Source organism: Methylobacterium sp. CCH5-D2 (assembly GCF_001556475.1).
Lineage (GTDB): Bacteria > Pseudomonadota > Alphaproteobacteria > Rhizobiales > Beijerinckiaceae > Methylobacterium > Methylobacterium hispanicum.
Genome location: NZ_LSIX01000896.1, coordinates 1 through 18845 on the forward strand (window position 1 = coordinate 1; position 18845 = coordinate 18845).

Below are 18845 nucleotides of genomic sequence, written 5' to 3' on the forward strand. Positions count from 1 at the left end.
CCTCGGTCTCCATCTTCCTGATGGATGACCGCCAGCACTGCATCTACATGAACCGGGCTGCCGAGGAGCTGACTGGCTGGACGCTGGATGAGGTGCTGGCGCGCGACTGCCCGCTGCACGACCTCGTGCATCACACCTACCCGGACGGCCGCCCGTTCCCGCTGGCGGAGTGCGCCATCGATCGCGCCTTTCCCGAAAACAACCAGGAGCGGGGCGAGGAGGTGTTCGTGCACCGGGATGGGCACTTCTACCCCGTGGCGTTCACCGCCAGCCCGATCCGCGACGATGCCGCCAACATCATCGGCACCATCATCGAGGTGCGCGACATCACCGAGGAGAAGGCTGCGGCCGAGCGCCAGCGCCTGCTGATTAACGAGCTCAACCACCGGGTGAAAAACACCCTCGCCACCGTGCAGGCGATTGCCGGTCAGAGCTTCAAAGGAGCTGATGCAGCACCGGTGGCGGTGTTCAACACCCGCATGGCCGCGCTATCGGACGCCCACAACCTGCTGACCGAGGATAACTGGCAGAGCGCCAGCCTGCGCGGCGTGGTCGAGCGTGCCCTTGCGCCGCACCTGCAGACAGTCCTCGATGGTAACCGGTTTCGGCTAAACGGCCCGGATGGACGTTTGCACCCCAAGGTGGCGGTGACGCTGGCGATGGCGCTGCACGAGCTGATGACGAACGCGACCAAGTACGGTGCTCTCTCTACGCCCGAGGGTCGGGTCAGTGTGGAATGGCAGCTTCAGCAGGACGAGGCCGGCGTGCAGCGCCTGGAAATGACCTGGCAGGAGCATGGCGGTCCGCCGGTGACACCACCGACGCGCAAGGGGTTCGGCTCGCGCCTGATTGAGCGGCAGCTGCCGATGGAGTTCGATGGCCAGGCGGCCATCACCTACGACCCTGCCGGCGTTATCTGCCGCCTGCACATCCCGCTCACCGCGCTGGGCTGGCACGGCCAGGAGAAAATAGAGGTCGGGCCGGCGCAATGAGTATGCTTGAAGGCCGGCGCGTCCTGCTCGTTGAGGACGAAAGCCTGGTGGCAATGATGGCCGAGGACATGCTGCTGGACCTCGGCTGCGACGTGGTCGTGGCCATGCGTCTCGAACAGGCGCTGGCGCAGCTGAAAGCCGGCGCGTTTGACTTGGCTGTGCTCGACGTCAACCTTGGCAACACACACAGCTATCCGGTAGCGGATGTGCTGTTTGGCCTCTGCGTGCCGTTCCTGTTCGCGACCGGCTACGGTCTGGAAGGTGTCGAGCTGGCCTACCGGGGCGTCCCGGTGATGCAGAAACCCTACCAGCCAGCCCAAATGCGACGGCTGCTCGAGCATCTGATCACGTGCGAGATGCCGCGTGCAAAGGGTGCTGCACCGGGAGCAGCCGGGTTCACATGCAGCTGCCAGCAGAACGCCAGCGTGGGCACGTTTTGGGCCTCGTCGCTCAATTCCTGAGTCCTTAGCCGTCCACTGCGGGCGTTCACGTCCCGCGCTTAGCCCACCTCATGACTCAACTTCTGATCATGATGGTTGTATCTTCCTACAAGCGGTGCGCCTGTGGCGCCGTGGTGGAGCGGACAAAATCAATCGCACGAAGCTATGCCCGTCCTCTCCTCACCTCTAGCTCCCCTCCTGCGTAAGCTAGAAGGGGTTATCGCTTTGACCCCAGACGAACAGACGGCATTGCTGGGCCTACCCAGCATTATTCGCAGACTTAAGCCGCGCCAGGACCTAATCAATCTAGGTCATAAGCCATCGCATTGCTGGCTTGTGGTTGAAGGTTGGGTGCACCGTTACATGATTTTGAGTGAGGGCAGACGCCAGATCCTCTCCTTCCACATGGCTGGGGACTTTGCCGACCTGCCGAGCCTGTATCTGCCCGTCCTTGATTTCACGGTGGGCACCATTACCCCTGTGACGGTTGTCGGTATCCCGCATGAGGCCTTGCGGCGGCTCGCCGACACGTGTCCCAATATAGCGCTATGGCTGTGGAAGGACGCGCTCACTGATGCAGCTATGGCCCGCAAATGGATCGCCAGCATTGGTCGTCGTTCGGCCTATCAGCGGCTCGCCCATTTGTTCTGTGAGTTTCATGCAAGGCTATCAGCTGTCGGATTGGTGCAGGATGATCGATACAAATTGCCGGTAACCCAGGTTGATCTGGCGGACGCGACAGGCATGACAAGCGTCCATGTAAACCGGACGCTTAAAGAACTGCGAGCGGCGGAGCTGATTGCGCTACGCGGTCAAGAGCTTACCATTTTGGACTGGGGGCGCCTTGTTAAGATAGCAGAATTTGATAGTGGGTATCTACAGGTCCAGAAGGTTGCCACTCCGAAGCCGCAGATCGATGAGACCGGTGTGTCGGCAAGTGCCTACGCCCAAAGAGTGTGATCTCTTGGGCGATCGCGGTGCGGCACGATGCGCTGCGGCATTAAGTAGGGCTTAATTGCTGCGATGCAGCAGCTAACTTCACTCGTGGTGCGCTCGTGATGGCGTCACGAGCACGTCAGCCCTCTTGAGGGCGTTTCCTTCCAAGACTTCGGGCCACTCCTTCGGGAGTGGCTTTCTTTTTTTGGAAGTTGCCCCCCTTTCGTCGTGAGACATGCCGAGCCTGAGCGTACTTCAGGCGGCCACTTGTGCTGTAGGTTTTGGTAGGCTGCTCACCTCGAAACAGGTAATGGGCGGCAGTGCTGCTACGGCCGGCTTGGCAAACAGGTAGCCCTGGAAGAGGCTGATGCCAGCTGCTTTCAACGCAGCCAGCTCAGCCTGTGTTTCTACTCCCTCGGCAAGAACCGTTACACCAAGTTGTCTCGCCATCGTCGTTACGCATGCAATGATGGTTTGGCGTGCCGGAGACGTTGCTATGCCGCGGATCAGTTCCATGTCGAGTTTAATTAGATCAGGCTGGAAACTGGCCAGTAGGTTCAGTCCAGCGTAGCCTGCCCCAAAATCGTCCAGTGCTGTCAGAAAACCCTGCTTGCGGTATTCATCAATGATCCGCTGCACGTGGCTAACGTCAACCATGCGTTCGTTCTCGGTGAACTCAAACATAAGCTGATCGTGCCTGAAGCCGACGCGACGGGCCGCTTCAAGAGTTGCACGGATACATGCCGCTGGCTCGTAAACAGCGTTAGGCATAAAATTGATAGAGAGTTTAGTTTCAGAGTCTGGAAATAAGTCTCCGGCAAGTTCGATCGCCCGCACACGGCATGCCTGATCAAACTTATAGCGGTTGGTTTCGTCCACCTGTTGTAGGATCCAACCTGCGCCTTGGCCCTCCTCACCGCGGACGAGCGCCTCGTAGCCCCAGATCCTCCCACGAGCGAGATCGATGATAGGCTGAAAGGCCATAGTGAAAGTGAAAGGTAGTGGTGCACCGCTTCTGCAACCACGACAACCAGCGTTAGACATTCCATGGGCCTCTAACCACGTGGTGAGGCTATCAGATAGAGGTAAAGCATGTGCAAAGCCCATCTTAAGCCTGAGCCGCTCCGCCGAGCAGCTCTACCTTTTCGAAGCTGAGGGCTGAGCTAACAAAGCGCGACCGGCTTTTTCGGTCCATTGTCTATGTCAATGAGCGATCTTATTCGGCGCCCGACCGAGAGGAAAACATAAATTAGGGGTACCCATGGGATCCAGATCAGCATCTAGGGCTTAGAACTTAGATCGGCGTGCTGCAGTGCCGCCTCTATAGATGGGTGCCCATGCCGCTGTTTTATTTCCATGTGGTGACGCCAGATGACCTAACGTTGCATGATGGTGTCGGCCTAGATCTACCTGATCGCTTTACCGCTTTCGAAGCAGGTTTGCAGGCCGCTCATCGCTACGAGGGGTATGCCCGTTTCGGCAATGAAATTGTGCCCGGCTGGTATGTTGAGGTGACAACAGAAGGTGGCGAGCTCTGTTGGCGGTTCCCTATTGATGGCAGGAGACCCTGAATGGGTCATGCGACCGATCTGGCGGCACCGCGTACTTGGTACGTTGCGGCATCAACGCGCCCAATTAGCAGCGCGACCGCTTCAACACCTGCGGAGACACCTGCGCTACAAACCGAACAGATCTTATCTTGAACCCTGCTTACGTTGCAGGCCCGATGAACACGGCACGGATGCGCGCCTGCTCCAGCTCCGGCGGTGAGGCCTCGGGTGCCGGCCGGCCGAACAGGTAACCCTGCATCTGTTCGCAGCCCAGCGCGTCAGCATGGCCTGCAGGGCGGTCGTTTCCACGGCTTCCACCGTAACCCACATACCGAAGCTGTGCGCGAGTTTCACGATCGCCCGCATAATCGGCAACGTGTCCGCGTTGTCCTCTGACTGCGCGGGCACGTATGTAAGGAAAACTACCGTTTTCCTTACATACGTGCGTAGCTGCTCTCGACCGAAAGCGGGCGTTAGGCTGCGCTGAGTTCCTCGGTGACACGGCCGAAAGGCACCCATCGTATCATCACCGTTCCGGTGCTGTTGAGTGCGATTGATGGATACTGAGACGGTTCAGATACCGAGTGCGTCGAACTCCGGTCGGATGCACGCTATTCCCCCCATCACGGTCGGGCTTCCCCTCGAAGTCCACACCCGCGCAAGCCTCCAACTTCTCTGTGCGTTCTTCAATCTCGCTGGGAGCGCGGCCAGCATCGTCGTGGTCGTTTTGGCGATCTGGTTGCTTGTCTTTCATCAATCGGAGTGGATCACTTGGATCGTTGCAGTGGGCTGTATGCCGCTCTGCCTTGTCGTCGCGATTTCTGGTCCCGCCACTGCCTGGATTTGCCTGAGGGATGCCTTGCGGACGGGCCCGGCGATGATCGTTCGCGCAGACGGGATTGAAGATTTACGGTCAGCGGCGACGATCCCGTGGGAGACAGTGTCACAGGCACGCATCGCCTACTCTCGCGGTCGATTGAACCACGTCCATCTCACGCTTCGGACGCCAATCTATGCCCGATACAATCCGCTCCGCTTCGGAACGATAGGGTATCCGTGGCGGAGACGACCGGACGCTTTGCGCGTCCCTGTGGTCTTGCTAGACGTGAAGCCCTACACCCTCGCGCAGGTCGTAGCCGCTCTCGTCAAGCGTAACGGCGGAGAGATCACAGCAAGCGGTGGGCCGATGCTGCCGACCTGAACAGCGAGGCCCCCACACCGTCCGCTCCCCACCCCGAGCAGTCCTCTGATGGTGCGAACCAGTATGTCTGGAAAACGAACGTTTTCCTTACATACGAGCGAGCCCCCTTCCCGGCCAGTCAAAACAGCCGCGTTTATGTAACGAAAATATGGTAGGAAATTTATTGCAAGAAATACCCTGTTGTGAGACTATGCTGACATGCTTGTCGGCTATGCGCGCGTCTCAACCCAGGATCAGAGTCTCGACCTCCAGCGGGACGCGCTGTTGAAGGCGGGGTGCGAAAAAATCTTTGAGGAGAAGAAGTCCGGCAAGGCAGGTACCGTTCGGCCGGAGTTCCAGGCCGCCCTCGCCTTCCTGCGTCCGGACGATGTGCTGGTGGTATGGAAGCTCGACCGCCTCGGCCGCTCGCTCGTGGAGATGATGCGTACCATCGACGGCCTGCGCCGCCAGGAGGTGCACTTCCGCAGCCTGACCGAGCAGTTCGACAGCGGCACCGCGCACGGGCGCTTCGCCCTGCAGATGCACGGGGCCATGGCTGAGTACTTCCTCGACCTCAACCGCGAACGCACCATGGAGGGCCTGAAGGCCGCCGTGGCGCGGGGGCGCAAGGGTGGGCGCCCCAAGAAGCTGAGCGACGCTGACCTGGAGGCGGGGCAGGCCCTGCTCGCCGCCGGCAACATCTCGATCGCGGCGATCGCCAAGCGTCTCGGGGTCAGCCGCTACACCTTCTACCGGTACTTCCCGCGCGCGCGGACTAACAGCGCTGCTGAGAAGGATTGAGCCGGACCTGATAGGAGTGGCTGCAAATTATAAAATGAGCCAAAACTTACAGATCAAGCAATTTTTTGTTGATATTTTCTGTAGTTAGATATCAATACCATCGTCACGCGATCTACCCCTTTCAATTGATCGATCATTCATCGAGCCTCCCCCCGTCGGAGGCGGATTTGATGCTAGAAATCTCGCAAGCTCCATCAAACTTTCAAAGCATCGTCTATTTTCCTCCGTAAAAGCCCTTGAAGGTACTATATAATGCATTCGATGGTTCAAATACACACCTATTAGCTCACTACAAGCTATTTTGAAATCAAATCTGAAAGGAACATCGGCATTCCACTCACAAGGGTTGACGTAGAACAGGCATTCAATAAATCTGTATATATACTTCATATCACTCATATGAAGAGGATCATCTTCGTTTACACAGCGGCTCCATCTTAACATTCCGTCCAAAAACTTCTTACTATGCATATGATCGTTTTCTCTATGTCGTTTGATTGGCAAAGAGAGGTCCATCCATGCGGCATATCGAAATTCTTTTTCTGGCCAAGGCCCGTCAAGACTGTTTATCTCGCTCATACTTCACCTTTATTTAGAGTAATGTTTGTTTTCTTGCATCCAGTTAGCATACAATCTAGCGCAAACCGAATGCAAAGCACATATAAACTTTATGATCAAAAATCAACGCCTGATTTTTGCGGCATCATTTAGTGAAACTAGGACATTATTTTGTGAAATCTTTTTCAATTTTTGTGAAACCTCAAACCGGCAACCCGCATAGCATTAGATAAAAATCTTTATTTACAGGCACTTCGCGTAAAAACCTCGAAAATTAGGTGCGTTCACTCAATTCTTGGTCGTTTTGAGAGTGCACCCAGCGGCACTTGTGAGTCTACGTAGTTCGCCACACGCCGGGAGGAAGAGATTGGAGTCCAATCGTCCCGTAGGGCCTCTTTCTACCGCTCGTGGGATCCTCGGCTTCGCGGCAAAAACGGCCTCTGTCGCGTTGTCGTACGATTTAGCCGCGATGGAATTTCGCGTTCCCGTTCCGTGGTCAGGCTCGGCAGACCTTCGGTTACCTTCGTCCTGGTCTTAGACCGGTCTGTATTAGATAGCTCGATCCCAACAATGCGGCCGAGCGGATCACGACGGGCGAACAAAGCTCGGCCCTCTAAATCAATCGCGATGTCGGCGGAAAATCGCTCCCGCACATTCGGGAGCACGCCTCGTGCTGCGGCGGCGGTCGTCTGAGCATGGCGCCTCAAGCCCTGCCACAGGATCGCGACGAGCCGCCCGACCCGGTCCTGCCGCCCCGGACCATCGGGCGAGAGAGGGATTGTCCGATCCGACATATCCGGACGCGGGATCGGGTATGCTGCGGGAGCGTTCAGGCGCGCGTCCATGCGCCGGCGCAGCGCCTGGGCGGCCGGCGACGGCTCATGCTCGGAGGCTGGAGTGATCCCAGCGATCGCCGCCCTCCACGCTCCAGCGCGCTCCAGGCCCAGCCTGCCGCCTGGCAACACGGGGATGTCGCGCGACCGGACTGGCGCGCCACACCAGCCGTGCAGATCGGCTCCGGCGTAGTCGGCGACATTCGCCTTTCCGCCGCTGCTCGCGCTCTCCGCCAGAAAGGCCTGGCGGATCTCGCTGTAGCCGATCGAGGCGAGTGCCGGATGCGCGCCGCCGCGGCTGCTCGGCAGGCCGCGCTCCTCCGCCCGGATCCCGGAACGCGCCGCCTCCAGTCGCTCCCGGATCCGGTCGGTATCGACGAAGAGCTGCACCGTGCGCCGATGCCGCGTCATCGCCACGTAGGTCGCCTCCGCCCCGGTGCCGCGCATGTCGGCCACGAACGCCTCGTCGACCGTCACGCCCTGCGCCGCGTGCGTGGTCATGGCATAGCTGTGCTGCAGACGTGGCACCTGCGGCTCGCCCGGATCGCGGCGCCCGACCAACGCACTCGCCCGGGCGCTCACCCGTGCCCCGTTCTTCATGAGCCGCAGCGTCAGCACCGGATCATCCGGATCACCGGAGAGCGCCTCGATCCGGGCGAGGTCGGCGTTGCGGATCGTCTGGCTCTCGACCTCGACGGTCTCCCCGAAGATGACCTCGTCGCCGACTGCCAGCGTCAGCGCCTCAACTCGGCGGCCTCCGCGGGGGATCGCGGCGATCTCCACGTCCTCATCCTCCGGCAGCAACCCATCGTGCTTGAGTCGGTCCCGGATCCGCGCGTTGAGCGCGCGCACGTCCTTGTTCCAGCCGGTCAGCACCGCCCGCGTCCGCTGCGCCCCTTCGGGACCGAGGCGGCTCGCAGCGTAGGCGTCGACCAGGGCGGCGATTGTGGCCTCACGGTCCGCCCCCCAGGTGATCGCGCCGCCGCGATCGTAGGCCTCCAGCGCGCTCGCGGTCCGGCCGGCGGCGAAGTCCATGCTCGCCGCCCGCATCCACGCCCCCTCCGCCTCGCTGCGCCCACGCTGCCGCTGGATCTCATCCATCCGGCTCGCGCCCAGCGCCCGCACCAGCAGCCGCATCGGCGCGCCCGCCACCACCGGCGCGAGCTGGCGCGTGTCGCCGCTCAGCACCAGCTTCGCCCCGGCCGCGCCCGTGGCCTCGACCAGCGCGGCGAGATCGCGCGTGCCGATCATCCCGGCCTCGTCGGCGATCACGGTCGTCCGCGGCCCCAGCGCGATCTCGCCCTTGTCGATCTGGTTGAGGAACCCGGTCACCGCCCGCGCCATCGCCTCGGCGGTCGCCGTGTCGGTCTGGATCACGCCCACCGCCTTCCACGATGGCGCGATCACCCACACCTCGCAGCCGCAAGCCCGCACGGCCTCGGCGACGCTGGCCATGGCAAATGACTTGCCCGAGCCGGCGCTGCCCTCGACCACGCTGACCCCGTCGCGGTTCAGCGCGTGCCGCACCGCCGCCCGCTGCTCCGCGCGCAGGCTCGGCCGCTCCGCCAACACCCGCGCCACGATCTCGTCCGGGACGAAGTCGCGCTCGTCCTGCCGAGCGTAGGCGCGGCGCAGCATCCCCCGCTCGGCCTCGATCATCTCAGGGCTCGCGTACACCGCCTCGCCCTCGGCCGAGCGTCCGACCGCGACCACGCCGCCGTCCCGGCGCAGCCGCTCCACCTCTTCCAGAACCGCGTCTGCCCCAGCCTCGCATTGCAGCGCCTCCGCGACCCGGCGCACGAGCGCGCGCTCCTCCACCACCGCCTGCATCGCCAGCGCTTCAGACAAGCCGGCCTTGGCCAAGCGCTGCACCCGCTCGGCCGCCGAACCCATCCGCGCCTCACGGATCCCGTCGGCCGCGACCCGCACGCCCTCAAATACGGCCGCGCGCGCCCAGCCGGCCTGGACGAGCTGGCGCTCCCACTCCGCCTCCAGGGTGGCCAGCGGCGTCTCCCGGTCCTTGCGCGCCCGCGTACCGTGGGCGGCGGCCTGGGCCGCGACCCGATCCTCGGCGGTGTCGAACCCCCGCTCCCGTGCAGCCTGCTCGATCGCCGCCCGTCGCTTGGAGAACAGCTCCAGCACCGGCTCGGCCACCCCGGCGATCTCGAAGTTGCGCCCGGCCCGCACCGCCTCGTAGCCGAGCTCGGCCCGCAGGCCGCTGGCCAGCTCGCTCCGGTAAAGCGCCGCGATCCCGCCGGCGTTCTTCAGGATCGCGCGGTTGTCGAGGCCTCCAGTCAAACCGTCGGCACGCACGCACAGGTTGAGCAGGACGGCGTGGCTGTGCAACTGTGGGTCCTGCGCCCGCGAGGTGAAGTGCCGGTACACCGCCGCGCTCACCCCGGCAGCCGGCGCCCGCTCCCGGCCCTGCGCCCCGGTCCGGGTCACGATCAGCCCGGCGGCGTGCGCATAATCCAGCGCCCGGCGCACCGCCCGGTCGTGCGCCGCCAGGATCCGAGCGCGCTCCTCCGGACCGGCGAAGGCGGCCAGCACGCTCACGCTCTTCGGCGCAGCGAACTGCAGGTCGTAGCCGACGCTGCGCCGGCCGTTGGCCGAGGCCCGCACCAGGGGCTCCAGGCTGTCCGGGTCCCGCCCAGCCGCGAGGTCGCGCAGCACCCGCCCGTCGACCTCGGCTCCGTCCGGGCACAGGCGGAACGGATCGCCGGACCCGCCTGGACCGTCCTCGGATCCGGAGCCGCGCGTCCACCACACACCGTTGGCCTCGCCCGCGCCGTTGTCCGTGTAGTACGCGACCTGGTCGCGACCCTCGGTGTGGCCCCGGCACAGCGTCGCCAGCGCTCGGTCGAACGCCTCCGCGTAGGCCGCCTCATACGCCGCGCTGCCTTCCACCGCGACCGCTGCCGCTGCCTTGCGGGCGTAGGCTGCGGCCGTGTCGTCGAGCGGGGTGTCGGGCGTGCTCAGGCCCGCCTCGCGCCGGATCTGGCGCGCCATCGACTCGTAGTACTCGACGCTGGTGATGCGTGTGCAGGTCATCATGGCGAAGCTCTCACCATGGACTAGGCTTCACCTACATCGCCGCTCGCCAGGGCCTCCGCTCGGTACAGGTCGACGATGAAGTCCGAGATCACCTGGATCTGATCGCACATCTCCGCCGCGCTCGCCTGGGCCTCGCGGGCGCTGGCGGCCGCGGCCTCGGCGAGCTCGGCCACGCGTGCCACCGTCTCGGACGGACCGAGCGCGGTGGTCAGCGCTTCCTCGACGAACAGGTACGACGCGATCCCGCGCGCTCGGGCCGCAGCCTCCACCGCATCCCAGAGTGCCTCGTCCAGAGACACGCGGACAGGACGGCGGGCCATGTTGGGCTCCGGACAGCGGGGCTATGAGATCCAGCAATAGCTTAGCCGCTTGTTAGGCCGCCGCCCAGCACCATCGGTGCGTGATGTGTCTCCGTTTTCGATTGAAGGCCTGCACTTATCCACAGGCAGTCCAGGTCTATCGCCGGCCTAAGCTCGGCCATGGTATCTTGCAGTCCTGCAAGATGACGGGGCGGGGCGGTTCGCAGGTCCACTCAGGCGCAGCCGCTATCCGGACGATGGGGCTGCAAAGCCCACGACAGTGCGCGAGGCTTGAGGGCAATGAGCGAGGCCGCCGAACCCGATCCCCACGACGAGCTGCGCGCCTTCCTGCGCGAGCAGGTCCGCCTCGCCCCGGACCGCAAGCCCTCCGGCTACGCATCAGTCAAGGCCGTGCTCCCGGAGATCAAGGCACTCAAAGCCAAGCGCAAGACCGACGCCGAGATCCAGAAACTCCTCGCCCTGAAGGGGATCACGCTCAGCCTTGGGACGCTGAGCCAGTACATCGGCAGCGCCGCGCGCGAGCTGGCCGGCCGCAAACCCGTGCGTCGGCGCGGCAAGTCCCACGCGCCCGCCGGGACCCCGCCGGCACCGGCGCAACACCGGCCTGCTCCGGTGCAGCCCGCGATTGCCCCGCGTGACCCGGCGCAGCCGCGGAGTCCGGCTCCGGCGTCACATGCGGTCGTCGGGCACCGGCTGAGCACCAAGGACCTGTAGGCCTCCGGGATTTGGTTCGTACGATCCAGAATGCGCCTTGCTACTCAATCGAGCAGCCAGGCCACGGGTCGCCACGCGAACACCCGGCGCAGCAGGCGGCGGCCGACCAGCGCCGCGAGCCCAGCCCCGAGCATCAGCCAGGCCGGCCCCCAGACGATGAGCCACTCCCGCAAGCTCAGGTAGATCACAGCCGGTACCCCGCCGACCGGCGCGATCGTGCCCTCGGTCCAAAGCGGGATCTCGCAGTACCGCCGGTTCAAGGCGGCATCCAGCTTCAGCTGCGTTGGGGTGCAGAACCGGCTCATCTGCTCCCGCAAGTCGGGGTTGGCCGCGACCAGAGTAAGCCACGCCGAAGCATCGGACCGCTGGGACAAGCCCGCCCACCGCGTGTCCAGGCCGAGCGTGTCCCGGCGCCCAAGCCAGTAGCCCGCGCCGCCGCACAGGATGCCGCAGCCCAGGACGATCGCGGCCGCCCACAGGCCGAGCTCACGCGCCCGCGTTCGCTCGATCCGGGTGAGATGCGCCGACGCGGCCGCGGCCACCGCCACGCCAGTGCGCTCGGCGAGCTTGGCGTGGGCGGCCTCAACCCGGGCGCTGGCGGCCTCGGCCACCGGGCCGACCGCCCGAGCCGCGGCCCGTTCGACGCGCTCGGGCACGGCGTCGAGCACCGCCGGGATGGTCCGGGCGGCCTGCTCCAGCAACCCGCCGACCGCGAGATACACCACGGTCGGATCGTCGGGGGTGAGGCCGATATCCATCATCCGCCGCCACGCCAGATCCCGGGTCGCCGGATCGAGGCCCAGGGCCTGGGCTGCCCGATCAAAGTTGAGCTTGGCGTCGGGATGCATCACGGCCTGGACCTCTAGCCTCTCAGAGGCCGAGAAGGGGGCGCAGGCGCTCGAAGGCGACCGCGGACTCGCGCAGGTAGCGCGCCACGTGTGAGCGCTCGGCGATGGTCAGGCGGGCTGCATCGGCCGCGACCGCGAACGGCAGGGCGTCGGCGTCGATCTTGGCAAAGGTGCCGGCCGGCAGCGGCGGCAGGCTGATCTCCAGGCCGCCGAACTCCTCGAGCACCCGGCGCCGGACCTTGCCGCCGCGGCTCTCGCCGCGGCCGTCGACGTAGCCGTGCCAGAACGGGAAGTCGGCCTCGGCCTTGCCCCAGCGCGTGTTGCGGATCGCGACGTGGTCGACCCGATCGCCGGCGAGCTCGATCCAGCGGGCGACCGACTGGGTCGCGGCGACCTCGGAGGAGATCAGGTGCAGGACGATCGGGCGGTAGCCCTGACCAGCGAAGGCGGCGAGCAGGTCGTCGAGGCCCTCGCCCATGTCGGAGATCCGGGCGAGGTCGGCGAGGCTGCCGCCAGCGAGGTCGTGGACGATGAGCGGCTCGCCCGAGGCGACGCAGTTCAGCAGGGTGGCGCGCTCGTCGTCGGCGCGGATGTTGTAGTACCCGACGCCCACGGTGGGATCCTGCTCGTCCAGGAGTTCGCCGGCTTCGTCCCGGGTACCCAGGACGCGCAGGAGCGATCCGACGCCGCCGTCGGCGTCGTAGGCGGCGACGCGGGTGCCGCCCAGGCGCAGGTGCTCGACCAGGGTGCGGGCGGTGACGCTCTTGCCGACGCCGCCCTTCTCTGAGGTGATCAGGACGACGCGCTTCTGCCGCGAAGCGGCCGGCGTGCGCGTCTGCTGTGTCCGTGCCATGATGTCCTTCCGATCCGCTACAGAGGCCAAACGAGCCGCTCCGACGCGCCTAAAGCTGCCCCACCTCGAGGGGCACGGTGCAGACGCCACAGGCGAGTCGGGTCTCGGGCTTAGCCCAGGCGTTCACGCCGCAACCCGGGCAGGTGTACCGGGTCTTGCTCGCCGCCTTCTTCTCACGCGTGCCGCGCTCGGCCTCGTCGCCCGACTCGACGTACGGCACCATTCCCCTGTGCAGACCGATCAGTTCGGCGCAGGCACGCGCGAAGCGTCCACCGGGTTCGACGTAGTGGCTGACGCGTTGCCCCGTCACCTTGCCGCCCGGCGCGCCGGTCGCGGACGGGATCAACCCCACGTCCCGCATGAGCCCCGCCCATTGGGCGTTGTGGTAGCTGGAGCGGGACGGCGTGCCGAAATGCTCCTGCTGCAGGTGGACCATCTCGTGGACCAGGGTCGAGAGCGTATCCTCGACGCTGCGCTCGGCGAAGTGGCTCGGGTTGAGCGCGATCTCGTCCGTGACCTGGGAGCCGTCTCGCGCCGTGAAGCGCGCGTTGGCGAAGTAGCCGTAGGCTTTGCGCCTACGCTGCAGGGTGATGAGACAGCGCGGCAACCTGCCCGAGAACAGATGCGCGTTGAAGAACGCGAAGGCCTCGCTCAGCCCGCAGTACGTCCCTGAGGTCGGGTCCGTTGTATCGTACGATACAACGGCCTGGGGTTCATCCCGGACAGGGACGTGATCGTCCGGACCAGCCACCAGGTCATCGTCGGACGGCAGCTCGCTGTTGGAGGTAGAATCAGAACGGAAAATATCAGCTTCAGGTTGTATCACAGCGCCACCTCATGGGAGAGGTGAGACCGGTTTCACGCCAGCCGCGAAGGGCCCCGGTCTCTGAGCGCCTGATGAAAGCATCCTTCAGCGATCGGGCAGCCCGATCAGCTGGCTCATCCGCATGCCGCCCACGAACGGGCTATCGGATGCCGGAGGCGCGGGGCGGGGCGGATCGGCCGTCCGGATCGGGAATCATCCCCGGACCGCTTCACCACCGCGCCAACATAGGCCGACCCGGAGGATGAACGCCGCAGAGCGGCGCTGACTTCTCGAGCTGCCGATCTCAGAACACCGGCCGCCCACAGCCCCAGCACGTTCGTCGCCTGGGCCTTTCTCTGCTGCCATGGAGCGGCGGGGGCGTTCAAGCTGATCGCGCCTATCCAGGCGCTCCGGGGGCGGTTGCCCACAGGTAAGACAGGCGAGTGCTGGTCAGCGCCCTCACGCATCACGGGGTTTGGATCTGTGCCCACGCGTGAAGGCCAGGTTCGCTCGTGGAACCGAGCGAGCCGCACTGAGTCCAAACCATCGGACAGGTTGGCTGTGTCATTCCCCGCGTAGGCGCGAATCACGAGCCGGTGAGGTTCGGCCTCGCGCGGGTCAACGGCGCGATGTGGGCGAGGGCGGCGCGCACGTCCGCCGGCGAGATTGGCTTCGACATGGTGATGATAGGCTCCTGAAGGGTCAGACCCGTCACCGGGCCGACCCTTCAGGATATCCCTCCCCACCCTAGCCGTGGGGCGGCTGGGACCAGAAAAGCCGAGCTTCAGCAAAATGAGGTGGCGGGTGCAGCTCTTCAGCTGCAGTCGCGGCCCTGGATCCCACCCTGGACGGCCAGGACCGCCCTTCCGGCCACGGGGAAACCGGCCGCGAGAGGCCAATTTCTGCGAATCGGTGCACGACCTGCATCAGAATCCCCGGGTGGCGACATGGCGACCGCGGGGTTTCCCAGGCAAGGTCTGCAGTTGAGCGCGCATCAACGCTTGGAGCACCGGGCCGAGGCTGAACTCCCCTCGCCTTTTCCGCTCTACGAGGGCACGCAGGTACCCGCCGGGGCTCTTGATGTGCTCGGCACGCTGCAGGATCGCCGCCGCCGTCACCGCGGCTGCATCGTTGCCCATCACCTCGCGCGCCTCGCGCCATGCATCAGGGCTGATGCCGAGCATGGGCCGGATCTTCTCCGCCGTGTCGGCCAAGTCCCTCCAGGAGCGGATCCCCTCACGGGCGAAGTCCGCTACGTCAGGACAGGCGTCAAGGACGAGGCCAAGGGGATAGGTGCCCCGCGGACCACCACCGCCCGTGCGGGCGGCCTCATCTCGGCGTGGCACGCCGGAGGTCTTCATCACCACTCCGAAGGCTCGTTCAGAAACAGAGGTATCGGGATTTGAATTCTGATTGTGCCGCTCGGATTGGGCGGGAGTGCCGCTCGATTTCGATGTTTCGTGATACGCGACGAGCAGCTTGCCCACATCCGCGGCCAGCGCTGCCAGGGCAGCCCCCACCTCCTCCAGATCGCCGGGCGCCGGCACCCGCGGCAGGGCACCCACGGCGGTGGCGTAGCGGTCCCGTAGCGCCACCGCGGCCCCTGGTGCGCCCTCCTCCGCCTCCAGGGCCTGGATGAGCTTCGCACAGTCGCGACGGAGCAGGGTCACGCGCTCGCGGGCGACGCGCAGCGCCTGTGCCTCAGCTCGAACCTGGCCGGCTAGCGTGGCCATCTCCCCTGCGCGGGCGACGAGGGGCGTGAGATCGAAGCCGTAGGCCTGGGCGATGGCTCCCCCCTGCCCTCTCCGGACGTAGCGCTTCCCGTTCGGGCTATCCCGTTGGATGAGGAGCCCGGCCTCGACTAGGGCCGCAAGATGCCTACGAAGCGTCGCCTCGGCGATGCCGTGCGCTCGCAGGGCAAGGGCGGTGTTCGAGGGGAAGACGACCAGCCCAGGCCCATCCCCGGCCGACAGCGCGGTTTCGGGATGGAAGGTCAGAAGCGCGTCGAGAACGGCGAGTGCCCTATCATTGAGACCGAGCCGGGTGCGAGCCGCGGCGATGTCGCGGAACACCGTCCATTTGTGGACAGTAGCCTCTCTGGGGCAGCCGTCCGCATTCGCCTGAGCGCGGATCTGCGCAGGCGTCACCGGCCGCCGCCCAAAGGGCGTCGTGATGTGCAGGTCCATCGTCTGGCCGAGCACCGGGCAAAGAGAGGGCGTTCGCCGAATCGACGTCAAAACGCTTGACGATGTGCCGGGAGATATGGTCCTCTGCGTTTGCTAATGACGAGAGGGGTCTTCCGGACGCGGTTCGGGGGGCCCTTTCTTTCTTGCGGTGTCCTCGTCTCCTTTCAGTTCGTGCTGCGGGTCGGGTTAGCCCTTGCTCTGCCTGTAGGCGGCAAGGATCTCGGGGAGGCGCTCGGCGAGGTAGTTGGCGAAACCTGGTTCCGCCTTCTCCTCCAGCGTCACGCGCATGCCGTCAGAGCTTCGCTCGACGCGAGCGAACTTCACACCCTTGGCATCTTTCAGGGTCTCGGCCCTCGGCTTCGCCTTGCGAGCCGGCGGCGCAGTCAGCGCGGCCAGGATCACCGCGAACCGCTCGTCGGACGCCTTGCCGGCGAGGTCTGGGGAGGCAAGGGCGGTATTGACCTGCTCCGGCGTCGCCGCGCGAATGCGGTCGGCAAGCGTCAGCCAGCGCGGGCGGCCGACTTTGGGAGCCGGGCCGATCGCAGCCAGCACAGGGCCGGGAATGGCCTCTGCGACTGAGAGGTAGTTCGCAAGGTCAGGACGGTGCACGCCCATAGCTTTTAGGATCACCTCCCGGGCGACGCCGACCTGTTCCATGTTCCGTGCGAAGTGGGCCTTCTCGATGTAGCTGAGGTTTTCGCGCGCGAGGTTCTCGGAGCCTTGAGCGACGACCAGCTCGGCATCGGAGAGATCCCGCACCACGGCACGCACAGGCTTGCCCAGAGCCATAGCCGCACGGGTCCGACGTCGCCCGTAAGCGATCTCGTAGTGGTCATTCCGGCTCGGGTGGCGACGCACGAGGATCGGCGTGTGCTGCCCCTCCTCACGGACCTGCTCCATGAAGGCGTTGAAGCTCTCGTCGGTTACGTCGGGCACGCGGTCGGCAATCGCCGATGGCAGGCACAGCGCAGGGTCGATCTCGACCACCGCACCATCCGCAACTGAGGAGCTCGGCCGGGATGCTGCCCACATCGCCGCCATTGAGCGTGCCGCGGCTGGACGCTTCTCAGAGGTGGGGGAGGGGCCTGTAGCACCTGCTACGGGGGTGTAAGTCATTGAGGGATCTATAGCCGATTGTGGGGTCGCATCCGACTGAACCGGTGCTCCCATGATGGCGCTGAGGCGCTTCTTCTGGCTCACGTCCGGCCCCATGCGCGCGCGATTAGGCCCTCAATTTCGCCGTTGACCGCATCAAGCGCGTCGAGCGCGCGCCGATAGGTTGAGCCGGTTACTTCGTCCCGCCGCAGCGGCGTCTCATAGACGGTCTGTCCGCGCAGGCCGGAGTTCGACACGGCGGCCGACTGCAACATGGCCTTGGTCAACACTCGGTCGCCGAATAGCCCACGCAGCATTGCAACGACCTCGGTCTGTGGCGTGTCCTGCGGCTCGAACCGAGTGACAAGGTAGCGGAACCAGTCATGAGTCGGAGCAGCCCCCTGCTCGCGGACTGGCTCCATGATCTCGTCCAGCATCGTGAGGAACTGGCGCATGCTCGACACATCGAGCATCTGCGGATGGATGGTGATGAGGAGGGCAGTCGACGCGCACAGCGCCGCGATGGTGAGGTAGCCGAGCCGGGGGGGGCAATCGATCACCACAACGTCGTAACGGTCAGCCACCTCGCTCAGGGCCAAGCCCATCCTGGCGAAAAACGGAGGCTCGGAATCGTTTGCCTTACGCCGAGCCGAATGCATCGGGGCCTCGAACTCGAACACCTCAAGCTCAAGGTCGGCTGCAACCAAGTCGAGCCCGGTGAAGTAGGTCGGCCGGATCACCTCACTCAGCGGCTGCCGCTCCTCGTCGTAGCGGATCGCGTCGTAGATGGTGGGGTAGGGCTCCTGCTCGTTCTCGTGTCGCACCCCCAGGAGCGTGGAGAGGCTCGCCTGAGGGTCTAGGTCGATTGCGAGAACGCGATACCCTCGCAGCACGAGCGACTGGGCGAGGTGGGCCGAGGTAGTGGTCTTGCCCGAACCTCCCTTGAAGTTCACGCAGGCGATAACCTGGAGGTGCTCACCCTTCGCCGGATCGCGATGAGGCAGGTAGCGCCGGCCAACTCGGTCAATCTCGTCGAGGTGTGCACGCAGCGCGTGAATGTCAGCCAGGGTGTAGAGACGGCGCCCACCGGGGGCGACCTCCAGCTCCGAGACGAGAAGCTCGGGCGAGAGCTGCCGGACGCGGCTGTCGGTGATGCCGAGGATGCGGGCGACCTCGCCGGAGGTGAAGCGTCGAAGCATCTTGTCCTCGGAGGGCGAGAAGACGACAGACGCAATTTCGCGCAGCTTGGCCCCGAGGATCCGGGCGTCGTGACCCGCGGTCTGGTTCGGCACGGGCGCTAGGCGGCTGCCTGACTGGACATGCTGGTTCATCGGCGTTTCTCGTTTGCGGCGAAACGGCGAGAATCGCCATAGCACCGCAAGCGAGCAGAGTGAGACGATTCGGATGGGAAAGTCGAGTCCGATGCAAGCCTGACCCTGACTTGGCAAACTGGTCCGCGCTGTGGAGTGGGCCCCTGGAGGTGGACGGATTGGACAAGGCTAATTGACCGGCTGACTGGGTCTTCGAAGGATGAAGACCATGGCACGACACCGTTCCCACAGCATCGCGTTCAAGCGGCAGGTCGCGCAGGAGTACCTGTCGGGCGAGACGCTGCACGGCTTGGCCAAGCGCCACGATCTCTCGCGCAACCTCGTGCGCGTGTGGGTGCAGAAGTACGAG

16 protein-coding genes are annotated in these 18845 nt (G+C 64.8%); 7 read left to right on the forward strand and 9 right to left on the reverse strand.

Annotated features, from left to right (window positions below):
- The 3 genes from AX737_RS23995 to AX737_RS32465 all read left to right on the forward strand — a co-directional run.
- Positions 1-992: HWE histidine kinase domain-containing protein (locus tag AX737_RS23995; RefSeq protein ID WP_066925753.1), on the forward strand; the 992-nt coding region annotated here is incomplete at its 5' end.
- Positions 989-1453, forward strand: coding sequence for a response regulator (locus AX737_RS24000; RefSeq protein WP_066925756.1), 465 nt, complete (start codon positions 989-991; stop codon positions 1451-1453). The genes AX737_RS23995 and AX737_RS24000, both read left to right, overlap by 4 nt.
- A gap of 144 nt (positions 1454-1597) precedes the next feature.
- Positions 1598-2392 carry a Crp/Fnr family transcriptional regulator gene (locus AX737_RS32465; RefSeq protein ID WP_082773269.1) on the forward strand — a complete coding sequence of 265 codons (795 nt, stop codon included), beginning with the start codon at positions 1598-1600 and terminating at the stop codon, positions 2390-2392.
- A gap of 231 nt (positions 2393-2623) precedes the next feature.
- Here the strand turns inward: AX737_RS32465 and AX737_RS32470 are convergent, their stop codons facing one another.
- Complete coding sequence (locus AX737_RS32470; RefSeq protein ID WP_082773270.1) at positions 2624-3412, reverse strand: EAL domain-containing protein; 789 nt, start codon at positions 3410-3412, stop codon at positions 2624-2626.
- A gap of 293 nt (positions 3413-3705) precedes the next feature.
- Between AX737_RS32470 and AX737_RS33560 the strand changes: the two genes are divergently transcribed.
- Positions 3706-3939: a hypothetical protein gene (locus AX737_RS33560; protein ID WP_156453927.1), complete on the forward strand. Its 234-nt coding sequence runs from the start codon at positions 3706-3708 to the stop codon at positions 3937-3939.
- A 1378-nt stretch (positions 3940-5317) separates the two neighbouring features.
- Positions 5318-5899 carry a recombinase family protein gene (locus tag AX737_RS24005; RefSeq protein WP_066925759.1) on the forward strand — a complete coding sequence of 194 codons (582 nt, stop codon included), beginning with the start codon at positions 5318-5320 and terminating at the stop codon, positions 5897-5899.
- 956 nt (positions 5900-6855) lie between these two features.
- On the opposite strand, the gene mobF is transcribed toward AX737_RS24005, so the two are convergent.
- Positions 6856-10344 carry a MobF family relaxase gene (mobF, locus tag AX737_RS24010; protein ID WP_066925762.1) on the reverse strand — a complete coding sequence of 1163 codons (3489 nt, stop codon included), beginning with the start codon at positions 10342-10344 and terminating at the stop codon, positions 6856-6858.
- A gap of 20 nt (positions 10345-10364) precedes the next feature.
- Positions 10365-10664 (reverse strand): hypothetical protein, encoded by a 300-nt coding sequence (locus tag AX737_RS24015; protein ID WP_066925765.1) that lies wholly within the window; start codon positions 10662-10664, stop codon positions 10365-10367.
- Between the two features lie 279 nt (positions 10665-10943).
- Between AX737_RS24015 and AX737_RS24020 the strand changes: the two genes are divergently transcribed.
- Positions 10944-11378: a hypothetical protein gene (locus tag AX737_RS24020; RefSeq protein ID WP_066925768.1), complete on the forward strand. Its 435-nt coding sequence runs from the start codon at positions 10944-10946 to the stop codon at positions 11376-11378.
- A 44-nt stretch (positions 11379-11422) separates the two neighbouring features.
- Here AX737_RS24020 and AX737_RS24025 read toward each other — a convergent pair whose 3' ends face one another.
- The 6 genes from AX737_RS24025 to repA all read right to left on the reverse strand — a co-directional run bounded on the left by AX737_RS24025 (position 11423) and on the right by repA (position 18496).
- Entirely contained in the window at positions 11423-12226 is an 804-nt protein-coding gene (locus AX737_RS24025; protein WP_066925771.1) for a hypothetical protein, read from the reverse strand.
- 22 nt (positions 12227-12248) lie between these two features.
- Complete coding sequence (locus AX737_RS24030; protein WP_066925774.1) at positions 12249-13079, reverse strand: P-loop NTPase; 831 nt, start codon at positions 13077-13079, stop codon at positions 12249-12251.
- A 49-nt stretch (positions 13080-13128) separates the two neighbouring features.
- Complete coding sequence (locus tag AX737_RS24035) at positions 13129-13830, reverse strand: SprT-like domain-containing protein (RefSeq protein WP_245293499.1); 702 nt, start codon at positions 13828-13830, stop codon at positions 13129-13131.
- Between the two features lie 980 nt (positions 13831-14810).
- Positions 14811-16070, reverse strand: a complete 1260-nt coding sequence (gene repC / locus AX737_RS24040; protein ID WP_066925782.1) for a plasmid replication protein RepC — start codon at positions 16068-16070, stop codon at positions 14811-14813.
- Positions 16071-16256: 186 nt separating this feature from the next.
- The gene (gene repB / locus AX737_RS24045) at positions 16257-17111 is read right to left on the reverse strand and encodes a plasmid partitioning protein RepB (protein ID WP_280949100.1); all 855 of its coding nucleotides are present in this window, start codon (positions 17109-17111) and stop codon (positions 16257-16259) included.
- Between the two features lie 155 nt (positions 17112-17266).
- Complete coding sequence (gene repA, locus AX737_RS24050) at positions 17267-18496, reverse strand: plasmid partitioning protein RepA (protein WP_066925779.1); 1230 nt, start codon at positions 18494-18496, stop codon at positions 17267-17269.
- A 208-nt stretch (positions 18497-18704) separates the two neighbouring features.
- Between repA and AX737_RS24055 the strand changes: the two genes are divergently transcribed.
- Positions 18705-18845 (forward strand): transposase (locus tag AX737_RS24055; protein WP_156453928.1); only part of this gene is annotated, 141 nt, incomplete at its 3' end.